At 63.2% G+C, this 13,188-nt stretch carries 9 protein-coding genes; 5 read left to right on the top strand and 4 right to left on the bottom strand.

Annotation, left to right across the window (positions count from 1 at the left end; all coding sequences use genetic code 11):
- Window positions 1-364: 364 nt before the first annotated feature.
- Both mutS and P3T24_RS08310 read left to right on the top strand, forming a co-directional pair.
- Complete coding sequence (gene mutS / locus P3T24_RS08305) at window positions 365-3,049, top strand: DNA mismatch repair protein MutS (RefSeq protein WP_429433691.1); 2,685 nt, start codon at window positions 365-367, stop codon at window positions 3,047-3,049.
- Window positions 3,015-4,364, top strand: a complete 1,350-nt coding sequence (locus tag P3T24_RS08310; protein ID WP_429434289.1) for a hypothetical protein — start codon at window positions 3,015-3,017, stop codon at window positions 4,362-4,364. Before mutS ends, P3T24_RS08310 begins: the two co-directional genes overlap by 35 nt.
- Window positions 4,365-4,399: 35 nt before the next feature.
- Here the strand turns inward: P3T24_RS08310 and P3T24_RS08315 are convergent, their stop codons facing one another.
- A complete protein-coding gene (locus P3T24_RS08315; protein WP_074264206.1) occupies window positions 4,400-4,942 on the bottom strand; it encodes an FKBP-type peptidyl-prolyl cis-trans isomerase in 543 nt (180 codons plus the stop codon).
- Window positions 4,943-4,974: 32 nt separating this feature from the next.
- Between P3T24_RS08315 and P3T24_RS08320 the strand changes: the two genes are divergently transcribed.
- Window positions 4,975-6,213 carry a JmjC domain-containing protein gene (locus P3T24_RS08320; RefSeq protein WP_429433694.1) on the top strand — a complete coding sequence of 413 codons (1,239 nt, stop codon included), beginning with the start codon at window positions 4,975-4,977 and terminating at the stop codon, window positions 6,211-6,213.
- 232 nt (window positions 6,214-6,445) lie between these two features.
- Window positions 6,446-6,724, top strand: coding sequence for a hypothetical protein (locus P3T24_RS08325; protein ID WP_074264204.1), 279 nt, complete (start codon window positions 6,446-6,448; stop codon window positions 6,722-6,724).
- A gap of 264 nt (window positions 6,725-6,988) precedes the next feature.
- Here the strand turns inward: P3T24_RS08325 and P3T24_RS08330 are convergent, their stop codons facing one another.
- The 3 genes from P3T24_RS08330 to P3T24_RS08340 form a co-directional block, all read right to left on the bottom strand.
- Window positions 6,989-9,265, bottom strand: a complete 2,277-nt coding sequence (locus P3T24_RS08330) for an ATP-dependent DNA helicase (protein WP_429433697.1) — start codon at window positions 9,263-9,265, stop codon at window positions 6,989-6,991.
- A gap of 63 nt (window positions 9,266-9,328) precedes the next feature.
- Complete coding sequence (locus P3T24_RS08335; RefSeq protein WP_074264202.1) at window positions 9,329-9,547, bottom strand: DUF465 domain-containing protein; 219 nt, start codon at window positions 9,545-9,547, stop codon at window positions 9,329-9,331.
- A 78-nt stretch (window positions 9,548-9,625) separates the two neighbouring features.
- Window positions 9,626-10,681 carry a hypothetical protein gene (locus tag P3T24_RS08340; protein ID WP_429433700.1) on the bottom strand — a complete coding sequence of 352 codons (1,056 nt, stop codon included), beginning with the start codon at window positions 10,679-10,681 and terminating at the stop codon, window positions 9,626-9,628.
- 143 nt (window positions 10,682-10,824) lie between these two features.
- Between P3T24_RS08340 and P3T24_RS08345 the strand changes: the two genes are divergently transcribed.
- Window positions 10,825-13,179 (top strand): Tex family protein, encoded by a 2,355-nt coding sequence (locus P3T24_RS08345; protein ID WP_429433703.1) that lies wholly within the window; start codon window positions 10,825-10,827, stop codon window positions 13,177-13,179.
- Window positions 13,180-13,188 lie beyond the last annotated feature (9 nt).

Consider the following 13,188-nt stretch of genomic DNA (forward strand, 5'->3'; position numbering starts at 1 on the left):
AGTGCACAGCACACGATTTGCGCCTCCTTGTCGCAAAACGAAATCATCCTGAAAGTATAGGCCGCAGGTTGGGAATTTGAGGTCCCGCAGCGAAATTCGCGACGTCGTCAGGATCGTTTCCGGCACCCACTTGAATAATTTCGGCTACCGGCGCCGGTTTGAATCGTCGCACGAACTCCTCGAGGTGGCGCGGTACGGAGGTAGCGTTTCCCCCTTCGTCGTTGATGTCCTTGACGGCCTCCCCCATCTGTCCAATCGCGGCTCCAGCGACTTCGCCTGTGATTAGCCATCCGGCCGAGGTTCAATCCGCGCGGCGGCGGGTTAAACTCACGCCCTGAACAGCTAACGCAAGAAGACACTCAGGATGGGCATTCAAACCGCAGCGGCCAATGACGTCGCACAACATACCCCGATGATGCAGCAATACCTGCGCATCAAGGGGGAGCATCCGGGCACGCTCGTGTTTTACCGGATGGGCGACTTCTATGAGCTGTTTTTCGACGATGCCGAAAAAGCCGCACGCCTGCTCGATCTCACGCTGACCCAGCGTGGTGCGTCGGCGGGTAATCCGATCAAGATGGCCGGCGTGCCGCATCACGCGGTCGAACAGTATCTCGCCAAGCTGGTGAAGCTGGGCGAATCGGTCGCAATCTGCGAACAGATTGGCGATCCGGCCACTTCGAAGGGGCCGGTCGAACGCAAGGTCGTGCGCGTGGTCACGCCCGGCACGCTCACCGATGCTGCGCTGCTGTCGGACAAGAGCGACGTGTACCTGCTCGCGGTGTGTGTGGGTCACAACCGGCGCGGCGTCGCCACCAACGTAGGCCTCGCGTGGCTCAACCTCGCGAGCGGCGCGTTGCGCCTCGCGGAAGTTGCACCGGATCAGGCGGCTGCCGCGCTCGAGCGCATTCGTCCAGCGGAAATTCTCGTCGCCGATTCGCCGGTCGATACCAACACGTGGTCGCCACCGGCTGGTTCTGGCGCACTGACACGGGTACCCGTCTGGCATTTCGACGTCTCCTCCGGCACGCAGCGCCTGTGCGATCAGATGGACGTGGCGAGCCTCGACGGTTTCGGCGCGCATTCGCTGTCGAGCGCCTGCGGAGCAGCCGGCGCGCTGCTGCTGTACGCGGCAGCGACCCAAGGTCAGCAGTTGCGCCATGTGCGCAGTCTGAAGGTCGAATACGAATCCGAATATATTGGGCTCGACCCCGCCACGCGCCGCAATCTCGAACTCACGGAAACGCTGCGCGGCACCGAAAGCCCGACGCTGTGTTCACTGCTCGATACCTGCTGCACGACCATGGGCAGCCGGCTGCTGCGCCACTGGCTGCATCATCCGCCGCGCGAAGCGGCGATTGCGCAGGCGCGTCAACAGGCGATCGGTGCGCTGCTCGAGGCGCCAGTCAGTGCAAGCGTCGATACGTTGCGCGGCGCGCTGCGGCAGATTTCCGATATCGAGCGGATCACCGGGCGCCTCGCGCTGCTGTCCGCCCGTCCACGTGACCTGTCGAGCCTGCGCGATACGTTCATTGCGTTGCCCGATCTGCGCACGCTGCTGGCCTCGGTGACGGGCGCTGCCGATTCGCTCGCGCGCATCGACGCCGCGCTGGAACCGCCCGCGCCTTGCGTCGATCTGCTGAAGCTGGCGGTGGCGCCCGAACCGGCTGCAATGGTCCGCGACGGTGGCGTGATTGCTCGCGGCTACGATGCAGAGCTCGACGAGCTGCGTGATATCTCCGAAAACTGCGGCCAATTCCTGATCGACCTGGAAACGCGCGAACGCGCGCGTACCGGCATCAACAATCTGCGCGTCGAATACAACAAGGTTCACGGCTTCTATATCGAAGTCACGCGCGGCCAGACGGACAAGGTGCCCGACGACTATCGCCGGCGCCAGACGCTGAAAAACGCCGAGCGCTATATCACGCCGGAGCTGAAGACCTTCGAGGACAAAGCGCTGTCGGCACAGGAACGCGCGCTCGCACGCGAGCGCTCGCTCTACGACGGATTGCTGCAGGCGCTTCTGCCATTCCTCGCCGATTGCCAGCGCGTTGCCGCGGCGCTCGCGGAACTCGATCTGCTCGCCGCGTTTGCCGAGCGCGCCCGCGCGCTCGACTGGGTCGCGCCTTCGTTCACGCCGAGCGCGGGTATCGCGATCGAACAGGGACGTCACCCGGTGGTCGAGGCGCAGGTCGAGCAGTTCATCGCCAACGACTGCACGCTCAACCCCGAACGCAAGCTGCTGCTGATCACCGGCCCGAACATGGGCGGTAAATCCACTTTCATGCGGCAGACCGCGCTGATTGCGCTGATGGCCTATGTGGGCAGTTATGTCCCGGCAACGCGTGCGACGTTTGGCCCGATCGACCGCATCTTCACGCGCATTGGCGCAGCCGACGATCTGGCCGGCGGCCGTTCGACCTTCATGGTTGAAATGACGGAAGCCGCGGCGATCCTGAACGACGCGACACCGCAAAGTCTCGTGCTGATGGACGAAATCGGCCGCGGCACTTCGACTTTCGACGGCCTCGCGCTGGCGTGGGCAATCGCGCGGCATCTGCTCGCGCACAACGGCTGCCACACGTTGTTCGCCACGCATTACTTTGAGCTGACGCAACTGCCCGCGGAATTTCCGCAAGCGGCCAACGTGCATTTATCCGCCGTGGAGCATGGCCACGGCATTGTCTTCCTGCATGCGGTGAACGAAGGCCCGGCGAATCAGAGCTATGGCCTGCAGGTGGCGCAACTTGCCGGCGTGCCTGCTGCCGTGATCCGTGCCGCGCGCAAGCATCTCGCGCACCTCGAGCAGCAGTCGGCCGGGCAACCCGCACCGCAGCTCGATCTGTTTGCGGCACCGCTGATGCTGCAGGACGCCGACGACGCTCATGACGACAGCACCCCGCCCGCCCCTGCACTGACGGCTGCCGAGCAGGCGCTCATCGGGCGTCTGCGAGCGCTCGATCCGAACGACCTGCGCCCGCGTGAGGCGCTGGACCTGCTCTATGAACTGCATGACCTGGCCACTGCGCCGGATGCAGATCATTGACCGGCGCCGTCGTCCGCAGCGCCAGCGCACGGTGTGCGCGGCGCTCGCATTTGCGCTGACCCTCGCAGCAGGGGTCTCCGCCCAGGCACGCGCCGCGCCGATCCGCTACACCTTCGCAGTCATCGCCGATACGCTGCAAAGCCCCGCTGACGAGGCCTCGACGCAGCGACTCATCGACGCGATCGGCCGCGACCGCAACATGTCGTTCATCGTCTACGACGGCAATCTGAAGGGCGCGAAAGAAGCCTGCAGGGACACGTTATACGACCGGCGACAGGCTCTGCTGGAAGCAGCAAGGCCGCCACTGATCTTCGTCCCCGGCCAGCATGACTGGACCGATTGCGGTATCGCCGAAGCCGGCGGCTTCGATCCGGTCGAGCGGCTCGATCAGCTACGGCAGACGATCTTCGCCGACCCTTCGTCCATGGGACAAAACCCGCTGGCATTGACACGCGAAAGCGAAGTCTCGCGCTTCAGACCGTATCGGGAGAATGTGCGCTGGCAACTGGGCGACACCGTGTTCATCGGTTTGAATGTGCCCGGCTCGAACAACCACTACGTGAGCGCGGGCGGCCGTAACGGCGAGTTCGAAGATCGCGTGATCGCCAACGCGTTCTGGATCGAGCACGCAGCCGAGTATGCGAAGCGGCGCGAAGCACGCGCGGTTGTAATTTTCATTCAAGGCGACCCGGACCCGGAACGCTACGAGCGGCCAGACCGTTTTGCATGGCTGCGTTTCGGACGCAACGCGCGTCGTGATGGCTTTCTGGAACTCAAGCGCAGCCTCGTGAAGGCCGCGCAGATCTTCCACGGCCCCATTGTGCTAATCCATAACGACGATGGACGGCCCGCCGGCGGCTTTGCGATCGACCAGCCGCTGCGTAACGACAAGGGGGAGGTGGTGACGAATCTGACGCGCATCGCCTTCACGCTGCATGATCGTCTGGATGAGTGGCTTCAGATTGAAGCCGATCTCTCGCGCAGGCCGCCTTTCCGGGTCAGCGTGCACACCGTGCCGAAGAACATGCCGCTGGTGCCGTTCCAACCCGCGTCAGCGGTTCAGCCTGCGCAGGCTCCCGATGAAAGCGAGCCCGAGCTGTCATCACCGGCGGGGGGCAATCAGACGCCGGGGCAGATGCCGGATCAGTTACCCAATCAGTCGCCAGCTCAAACGTTGAATCAAACGCTCAATCCGGCCTCGAACCTGCCGCCGCTTCTACCGTCGACACCGCCGCCGGAGCAACCGCTCAACACGCTACCCGGCTCAGGTGGACAGGCGCCGGCCCCAGGTGGAGCATCCGCGGGCACGCCCTAAGGTAAGGCACACCCGTCGCGGCGCATCTACCAGGTTCAGTGCAACGTGGGGCCCGACGGCTCTTCATCGCCTTCGTCGTCATCCTCATCGAGTACTTCCAGGCCGTCCGCGCCGTGGGCATGTTCGTGCTGGATTTCGTCTTCAGTAGCGGGACGCACGTCCTTGACGGTCAGCGCAAAACGCAGCGCCATGCCGGCGAGCGGATGGTTGCCGTCGAGCACGACCTTGTCTTCCGCGACGTCAGTCACGACGTACACCAGCGAATCGATGTCCTCGTCGCCTTCTTCCGGCGTGCCTTCGAATTGCATACCGACTTCGAGCGGCTCGGGGAAGCGCGTGCGCGGCTCGATCTTCACCAGATCGGGATCGTATTCGCCAAACGCGTCTTGCGGTTCCAGCTGGATCTGGGTCTCGAAACCAGCCTCATGGCCGTCGAGCTCTTCCTCGATCTTGGGGAACGTGCCATCATAGCCGCCGTGCAGATAGACCATCGGCTCATCGCTCTCTTCGATCAGGTTGCCCTGCGCATCCGACAGCTTGTAAGCGACCGACACGACGGTGTTCTTTGCAATTTTCATTCGATTCTCCAGAATACAACTCACATTATACGATGCCCAAGCGGCCCCTTGACCACCCGGCGCATGCAGCTTCTGCGCGGATTTCTCCGCCGGTTCTGCCGCCCTCGCCGGACGTACCCACACCGCTGCTCGGCAATCTCACTCCGTCGCAATTCATGCGCCGGTACTGGCAAAAGAAGCCTCTGCTGATTCGTCAGGCCATCCCGAACGTCGAGGCGCCGCTCTCGCGCAGTGAGCTGTTCGACCTGGCCGATCAGGACGAAGTGGAAGCGCGCCTGATCACACACTTTCGCAACAAATGGCAACTGGAACACGGCCCGTTTGCGGCCGACGAATTGCCCTCGCTCAAGCAACGCGCATGGACGCTGCTCGTGCAGGGCGTCGACCTGCATAACGACCGCGCCCGCGCCCTGCTCGAGCGCTTTCGCTTCGTGCCGGATGCACGTCTGGACGATCTGATGATCTCGTACGCGAGTGACGGCGGCGGGGTCGGTCCGCATTTCGACTCGTACGACGTGTTCCTGCTGCAGGTGCACGGCAAACGCCGCTGGCGGATCGGCGCACAACGCGATCTGTCGCTCCGTCCGGGTGTGCCGTTGAAAGTTTTACAAAATTTCGAGCCAGAAGAGGAATGGGTCCTCGAACCCGGCGACATGCTGTATCTTCCGCCTCACATCGCGCACGACGGCGTGGCCGAGGGCGAGTGCATGACCTGTTCGATCGGCTTCAGGGCGCCCTCCTCGAGCGAGCTGACCGCGCAATTTCTGTATCATCTCGCCGAGCGTGGCGAAACGGGCGGCCAGCCAGAGCGTGCTGCCCAGCTTTACCGGGATCCGCAACAGCCTGCAGTAGCGCATCCCGCAGAGCTGCCTGCCGCCCTGGTCGAACGGGTAGGCGCGATCCTTGCTCAGGTGAAATGGGGCGAAAAGGACATCGCGTCGTTCCTCGGCACCTATCTGAGCGAGCCGAAGCCGAGCGTAGTGTTCGATCCGCCGGAACAGCCGCTCAACGAGGCGCGTTTTATCAGGCGTGCTTCAGAGTTGGGCCTGAGGCTCGACCGGAAGACGGTTATGCTGTACAACAGCCGCTTTTTCTTCCTGAATGGAGAAGAAAATCGGTTTGCAGGCCATAAAAGATGGTTGATTGAATTCGCTGATTGCCGGCGTCTGAGTGCGAAACGCTTTGTAACACTCTCAGGCGATTCATCGGTGACAGCATTGCTGCACGAGTGGTATCGTGCGGGCTGGATACAAGTGGGCGAGCTTGTCTAAAGCTTGTCCGCCTGTTATGAAGTACCGTGAAATTTTGTATGAGAAAGACAACGTATTGACCCCGCATTTGTCGACGGTCTGTACGAAAGTGCATATAATTTCCGCCCAAGCCGTAGGGAAGATTCACGCTCTTGTGAAGTGCGTCTCCACCAGCGGCCCAGGTCGGTGTTGGAGCACATTACCGGTATTATTTTGCGCTGTTGCTTACCTTTAACCATAAAAGGACGTGATCATGAAGAAATCCCTCCTCGTAGCATCCCTGTTGGCAGCTGTGGCACTGGCTGCATGCAACAAGAGCAGCGACCAGGCAGCTGCCCCGGCTAGCGATGCATCCGCTGCTTCGGCACCGGCTGCTGCTGCTTCGGATGCAGGCGCTGCAGCTTCGGACGCTGCTGCTGCTGCGAGCGACGCTGCTGCTTCGGCACCGGCTGCTGCTGCTTCGGACGCAGGCGCTGCTGCTTCGGACGCTGGTGCGGCTTCGGCTGCTGCAGCTTCGGGCGCAAGCCAGTAAGCTGTCGTACAGGGTTCGCCTCTGGGCGAAAACCACATCGGAAGATCGCTCTGGTCTTCCGGTGCGGTAAAGCAAAACGCCACGGATTTACATCCGTGGCGTTTTGTCATTCTGCGCTCGCTTAATGCAGCCGCTTAGTTGCTCTTAGTTGCTCTTACTCGCGCTTAGTCGCTTATTGCTTTTTGTATCGTCAGATAATTACCGTCGTTAATTACGATTTGCTTATAGCAGCCGTTTTCAACGACCGGCCATCACTTCTTTTTTTCACTCAGAACGCACGCTCGCGGCTTCTTCGAAGAACTCACGAACCACGTCGATCTCTCTGGTCCGCTTGAAAGGCGGCAGGCTCTGCCATATACGGCGCCCATACGGTTTGTCGACGAGTCGGGTATCGCAGATCATCAAAACGCCGCGATCGGTCTCAGCGCGAATCAGACGCCCTGCGCCCTGCTTTAGCGTAATCACCGCCTGCGGCAATTGATGAACCGCAAACGGGCTTAGCCCCTTCCTGGTCAGTGCGTCGAGCCGGGCGGCCAGTACCGGGTCGTCGGGCGGTGCAAACGGCAGTTTGTCGATCACGACGAGCGAGAGCGCATCGCCACGCACGTCGACGCCTTCCCAGAAACTTTGGCTGCCTACCAGGATCGCATTGCCATAGGAGCGGAAGCGGTCGAGCAGTTCCGTGCGACTCGCATCACCCTGCACCAGCAGCGGGTAGTTCCAGCCACGCGCTTCGATCGTGTCGCGCAGCTTCATGGCAATCTTGTCGACGGCCCGCAATGTCGTGCAGAGCATGAATACGCCGCCACCCGACGCTTCGATGGCCGGCAGCGCGGCTTCGAATACCGCGTCGGTGAACATCGGCGAGGACGGCTGCGGCAGATTGCGCGGCACGTACAGGAGGCCTTGCGTCGGATAGTCGAAGGGGCTCGGCAGCGTCATCGAGCGGCGCGCGTTCAGGCCCATCTGTGCGGCATAGTGGGCGAAATCGCCGCGCACAGAAAGCGTTGCCGATGTGAAAATCCACGCCCGCGGCACGCCGGCACGCTGCTTGGCGAAGATCGGCGCCACCGACAACGGCGTCTCATGCAACTGCACGGTATGCGCAAACACTTCGATCCAGCGCACCTTTTCGTTCGGATCGCCAACGGCCTTCTTGTCGGCCGTAGCAGCATCGCCACCGGCGGCGTCTGAGGCTACGTCGCGTTCGGCTTCGGTCGGCGGCGTCGTCCAGCCGGACAGGATCCCCTGCAACTCGCGCGCGCGCCGCAGACAGGCACCCAGCGACTCGGCGCGTTCCGCCTGGCTCGACAAGGCATTGGCGAGCGCAGCCAGTTCCGTCTCAAGCGTTTCGAGCGCAGCAAAGAGCGGATGGCCGTCCGGCAACTGGCCGATCGACAGCCGCACCGAATCTTCCTTGAAGGCGAGACGCACGTCGCGCGCCGAACGTTCGAGCGCCGCGCCGAGCTTCACCCAGTCGACCACCTCGCGCGCATGGCCCAGCCCTTCGGCAACCGAGTCACGGGCCAGTTCGAGAAACTGCGCAGTTGAGAGCGTCTCGCCGAAGAACAGCGTCGCGGTCTCCGGCAATTGGTGCGCTTCGTCGAAGACGATCGTATTGGCCGTCGGCAGCAGTTCGGCCATACCGGTGTCTCGCAACATGATGTCGGCGAAGAACAGGTGATGGTTGACCACCACGATGTCGGCCTGCTGCGCCTCGCGGCGCGCCTGCATCACGAAGCACTCCTTGTAGTGCGGGCACTCCTGGCCAAGGCAGTTTTCACGCGTCGAGGTCACCATCGACCACACCGCGGCCGTCTCCGGCACACTCGCGAGTTCTGCCTTGTCGCCGGTGCGGGTGATCTTCGCGAAACGGACGATATCCTGCAGATACGAGGTCTCCTGGCGCGACGGCAGACGCCCATTGTCGGCGGTGCGTTGCAGGTAGTAGTGGCACAGGTAGTTCGCGCGACCCTTGAGCATCGCCACCGTGACGGGCACGGCGAGCGCATCGCGCACGGTCGGGATATCGCGCTGGAACAGCTGGTCCTGCAAGTGCTTGGTGCCGGTCGAGACGATCACCTTGCCGCCCCACAGCATGGCCGGTACGAGATACGCGTAGGTCTTGCCGGTGCCGGTGCCCGCTTCGACGATCAACGTGTTCTCGCTGCCATCGAGACCGCCGGCAGCGTCGCTCGTAGCAGCGTCTGCAGCCGCGGCAGCTGAGGCATCCCCAGCGGGCGCCTGCAGGCGCCGTGCCGGCCGCTTCTGCGCCTCGAACATCGCCGGCTCGGGCATGGCCCTGCCCGACGCTTCCATCGCGGCAGCGACCGCGCGCGCCATCTCGATCTGCGAGGCACGCGAACGGTAGCCATCAATCTGGCGCGCCAGCAGGCCATCAGCGGCGAAGATGTCGTCGAGTTCGGATTTGCGGCGAGGGTTCAGCGAGGCCGCGAGCGCACTCCCGGCTGCGCGCGGCTCGCGTGCGGAAGCTTCGTCATCCGACGAACTGCGCGAAGAAGAAACAAGCGGTGAATTCAAGGCAAGCGTTTCCTGCAAAATCCGGTGCGCGCGTGGCGACCCGGCGCCTGCCAGGTCGCGCGCCTAAGCGCGCGTATCCGGTTCGAGCTGCAACTGCAGCAAGATGATGGTGTCCTTCACCTTGAGTTTGCGCTTCTTGAGGCGCTGCAATTCAAGGTCGTCGAAGCCGGGCTCATCCGACATTTTGTCGATCAGACGGTCCAGTCCACTATGTTCCGATTCCAGTTGCAGAATACGGTCCTGAAGTGCGTTCGCGTCGATGACGTGATGATGGTCGCGCATGCTCGCCCCTCTTCCTGAGCGGCGCGGGCTGCCTCGTGCAGCCCAGACGCCTGAGGTTGCTGTCCGGCTAAAAACGCGTTACTGCTGTTGTTGCTGTTGCTTCTGCTGCTGCTCGAGTTGCTGTTGCTGCTGCAACTGCTCCTGCTGTTTCTGCTGCGCCTTGTCGGCCGCCTGCTTCTGGCGCGCCGCGACGTCCTGCTGATGCTGGGCGGCTGTCTCCTGCTTGCGCTGGAAGCTCTGCTGCTTCTCGACACGCTCCTGTGCCTTTTGCGCGCCCTGCTCGCGAGCCTGCTCGAGCTGGGTCTGGAAGTTGGCCTGCTTCTGATCGTACGCCTGCTGGTTCGCCGCCGCCTGCGACGGGCTGACACCGCGTTGCGCCTGATCCAGCGCGTGTTGCTGCACTTTCTGCTGATACGACTGCTCGTTGGCCGCGCGCTGCGGCGCCTCGGCTGCGCGCTGCGCCTGATCCAGCTGATGCTGGCGCTGCTTGTCCTCGTACTGTTGCTGGTTGCTGGCGTCCTGCGCCGCGCGCTGCGGGGCGTTGGCCTCGTCCTGGGCACGCTGCAGGGCTGCCTGCTGATCGCGCTGCTGCGCACGCGCCGTACGCTGTTCCTCGTTGAGCGCGAGCTGTTCCTTGCGGATTCCTGCCTGCACCGTGCGCATTCTGTCACGCGCCTTGTTGAGACAGTAGTTCACCAAAAACTTGCTATAACAATTGTGTTCGTCGACTGCGTAGTTATAGTTGTTCTCTTCGGTGCGATGGTTCAAGTCCGCTTGCCGCGCATCGAACCCGTTGCCCGGTGCCTCGCCCGCAGCGCCCTCCGCTCCCCTCACTTTGGCATCCGATGCGCCGCTCGGGCCATTCAGCTGCCCGTCATCGGTGCGCAGCGTCGTGCCGGAGGCCGTGGAGCCCTCGACAGCAGCCGAACCGGCTGAACCCGCGGACGGCACGGTCGCCGCCGAGGGCGCCGATACCACCGGCTGATCCTGTGCCAACGCCGGTGCGGACACGGCGAAAGAGACGGCGGCAACGCCTAGCGCAGCGCAGGTGAATAGCGGCGCGGCCAGCGAGGCACAAAGCGAAGCAAGTGGAAAACGGGAGATCGGCAACGTCGTAGATGGGCAACGGAACATGCCCGAAATTCTATCACCCCGCGGTTGAGCCCTTTTGCATTTATGGCAAAATGCCCCGCTTCAGCAACCCGGCCGCAGCGCGCGCGTTCCGCGTGGCGCCACTCGCGGCCTCAGATCGAGTCCGGCAGGAACACCAAGACCCTATGACGGAAAACGTAGCACTCAAGATCGTACAGCGCATCGCCAGCGAACTCTCCGTCCAGCCGCGCCAGGTCGCGGCGGCGGTGCAACTCCTCGACGAAGGCGCGACTGTTCCGTTTATCGCGCGTTACCGTAAGGAAGTGACAGACAATCTCGACGACACGCAGCTGCGTAATCTCGAGGAACGTCTCCTGTATCTGCGCGAACTCGAAGACCGGCGCGCCTCGATCCTCGCGAGCATCGACGAACAGGGCAAGATGACGGACGAGTTGCGGACCGCCATCGAAGGTGCGGACAGCAAACAGGTGCTGGAAGACCTCTATCTGCCCTACAAGCCGAAACGCCGCACGCGCGCGCAGATCGCTCGCGAAGCGGGCCTCCAGCCCCTTGCTGACGCGCTGCTCGCCAATCCGCTGCTCGATCCGCAGACCGAAGCCGCCCAGTACGTCGACGCCGAAAAGGGCGTGGCCGACGTGAAAGCGGCACTGGACGGCGCGCGCGACATCCTCTCCGAGCAATTCGGCGAAACCGCCGACCTGCTCGGCAAGCTGCGCGAGTACCTGTTCAACCAGGGCGTGGTGTCGTCGAAAGTGGTGGAAGGCAAGGAAAGCTCGGAAGAAGAAAAATTCCGCGATTACTACGACTACTCGGAAACCATCAAGACGGTGCCGTCGCATCGCGCGCTCGCGCTATTCCGCGGCCGCAATGCCGGCGTGCTGATGGTCAAGCTGGGGCTTGGCGAAGAACTCGACGCGCAGGTGCCGCATCCGGGCGAAGCGCTGATTGCGCGCCACTTCGGCATCGCCAACCAGAACCGCCCGGCCGATAAATGGCTCGCCGACGTGTGCCGCTGGTGCTGGCGCGTGAAGGTGCAGCCGCACATCGAGAACGAGCTGCTGACCAATCTGCGCGAAGAAGCGGAGCATGAAGCGATTCGTGTGTTCGCCCGCAATCTGAAGGATCTGCTGCTGGCCGCGCCGGCAGGACCGAAGGCTGTGATCGGTCTCGATCCGGGTATGCGCACCGGCGTGAAGGTGGCGGTGGTCGATCGGACCGGCAAGGTGCTCGCCACCGACGTGATTTACCCGCACGAGCCGCGCCGCGACTGGGACGGCTCGATCGCCAAACTTGCGCGTATCTGCGCGCAAACCCAGGCTGAACTGATCAGCATCGGCAACGGCACGGCTTCGCGCGAAACCGACAAGCTGGCAAGCGAGCTGATCGCGCGCCATCCGGAGTTCAAGCTGCAGAAGATCGTTGTGTCCGAAGCAGGCGCCTCCGTGTATTCGGCCTCGGAACTGGCAGCGAAGGAATTCCCCGACATGGACGTGTCGCTGCGTGGCGCGGTATCGATTGCGCGGCGTCTGCAAGATCCGCTCGCGGAACTCGTGAAGATCGAACCGAAGGCGATCGGCGTCGGCCAGTATCAGCATGACGTGAACCAGCGTGAACTGGCGCGTTCGCTCGACGCGGTGGTCGAAGATTGCGTGAACGCGGTGGGCGTGGATGCGAATACGGCATCGGTGGCGCTGCTCGCGCGCGTGTCCGGATTGAACGCAACGCTCGCGCGCAATATCGTCGACTTCCGCGATGCCAACGGTCCGTTCCCGTCGCGCGAACATCTGCGCAAGGTGCCGCGTCTCGGCGATAAAACCTTCGAACAGGCCGCGGGCTTCCTGCGCATCAACAACGGCGAAAATCCGCTCGACCGTTCGTCGGTGCACCCGGAAGCGTATCCGGTAGTCGAGCGCATGCTCGCGAAGATCAACAAGCATGTCGGCGACGTGCTCGGTAATCGCGAGGCGCTGTCGGGCCTGTCGCCCGCCGAGTTCGTGGACGATCGCTTCGGTCTGCCGACCGTGCGCGACATCCTCGCCGAACTGGAAAAGCCGGGCCGCGATCCGCGTCCCGAGTTCAAGACTGCCACGTTCCGCGAAGGCGTCGAGAAGATCTCCGATCTGTCGCCGGGCATGGTGCTGGAAGGCGTCGTGACGAACGTCGCGGCCTTTGGCGCGTTCATCGATATCGGCGTGCACCAGGACGGCCTCGTGCACGTGTCGGCGATGTCGACGAAGTTCATCAAAGACCCGCACGAGGTCGTGAAGGCCGGCCAGATCGTCAAGGTCAAGGTGCTTGAAGTGGACGCGAAGCGTCAGCGCATTTCGCTGACCATGCGTCTCGCCGACGAGTTCGGTGCAACGGGTGCAGCGGGCGGCGCACAGCGCAGCGGTGGCGGCCAGCAGGACCGTGGAGCCAGCAACCGCCCGGGCAGCAGCGGACGGGGCGCACCGCAGCGCTCGCGTGAGCCTGAACCGTCAGGCGCGATGGCTGCAGCGTTCGCCAAGCTCAAGCGTTAAGGCGGCGCG

Source organism: Paraburkholderia sp. GAS33, from assembly GCF_050436645.1.
Taxonomy (GTDB): Bacteria; Pseudomonadota; Gammaproteobacteria; order Burkholderiales; family Burkholderiaceae; genus Paraburkholderia; species Paraburkholderia phenazinium_B.

What these genes read in the sequence shown, in the direction of transcription:
- P3T24_RS08325 (WP_074264204.1), top strand. Translation starts at nt 6,446, where the DNA reads ATGAAGAAATCCCTCCTCGTAGCATCCCTGTTGGCAGCTGTGGCACTG.
- mutS (WP_429433691.1), top strand. Translation starts at nt 365, where the DNA reads ATGGGCATTCAAACCGCAGCGGCCAATGACGTCGCACAACATACCCCG.
- P3T24_RS08320 (WP_429433694.1), top strand. Translation starts at nt 4,975, where the DNA reads ATGCCCAAGCGGCCCCTTGACCACCCGGCGCATGCAGCTTCTGCGCGG.
- P3T24_RS08340 (WP_429433700.1), bottom strand. Translation starts at nt 10,681, where the DNA reads ATGTTCCGTTGCCCATCTACGACGTTGCCGATCTCCCGTTTTCCACTT.
- P3T24_RS08315 (WP_074264206.1), bottom strand. Translation starts at nt 4,942, where the DNA reads ATGAAAATTGCAAAGAACACCGTCGTGTCGGTCGCTTACAAGCTGTCG.
- P3T24_RS08345 (WP_429433703.1), top strand. Translation starts at nt 10,825, where the DNA reads ATGACGGAAAACGTAGCACTCAAGATCGTACAGCGCATCGCCAGCGAA.
- P3T24_RS08310 (WP_429434289.1), top strand. Translation starts at nt 3,015, where the DNA reads ATGACCTGGCCACTGCGCCGGATGCAGATCATTGACCGGCGCCGTCGT.
- P3T24_RS08335 (WP_074264202.1), bottom strand. Translation starts at nt 9,547, where the DNA reads ATGCGCGACCATCATCACGTCATCGACGCGAACGCACTTCAGGACCGT.